1 protein-coding gene is annotated in these 276 nt (G+C 74.3%); it reads right to left on the bottom strand.

The features are described from left to right. Positions 1–276: acyl carrier protein (locus ATM99_RS15715; protein ID WP_150118332.1), on the bottom strand; the 276-nt coding region annotated here is incomplete at both ends.

The raw sequence follows: 276 nt of genomic DNA, 5'->3' as shown, positions 1-276 counted from the left end.
GATGGCCGTGCGGCGACCGTCGTCATCATGAGCGAGTCGAGCCCGAGGTCGGTGCCGAGCCGGGCGTCGCCGCGCACGTCGTCCGGTGCGTAGCCGCCGATCTCGGCGACGGTCAGCAGCGTCCGCATGTCCTCCGCGGTCGGTCGCCAGGCGGGGTGGTCGCGCGTGAGCCGTGCGGCGACCGTCGTCATCATGAGCGAGTCGAGCCCGAGGTCGGTGCCGAGCCGGGCGTCGCCGCGCACGTCGTCCGGTGCGTAGCCGCCGATCTCGGCGACG

The sequence above is a fragment of the Cellulomonas sp. B6 genome, assembly GCF_001462455.1.
Lineage (GTDB): Bacteria > Actinomycetota > Actinomycetes > Actinomycetales > Cellulomonadaceae > Cellulomonas.
This window is presented reverse-complemented; position numbering and strand designations above follow the sequence as displayed.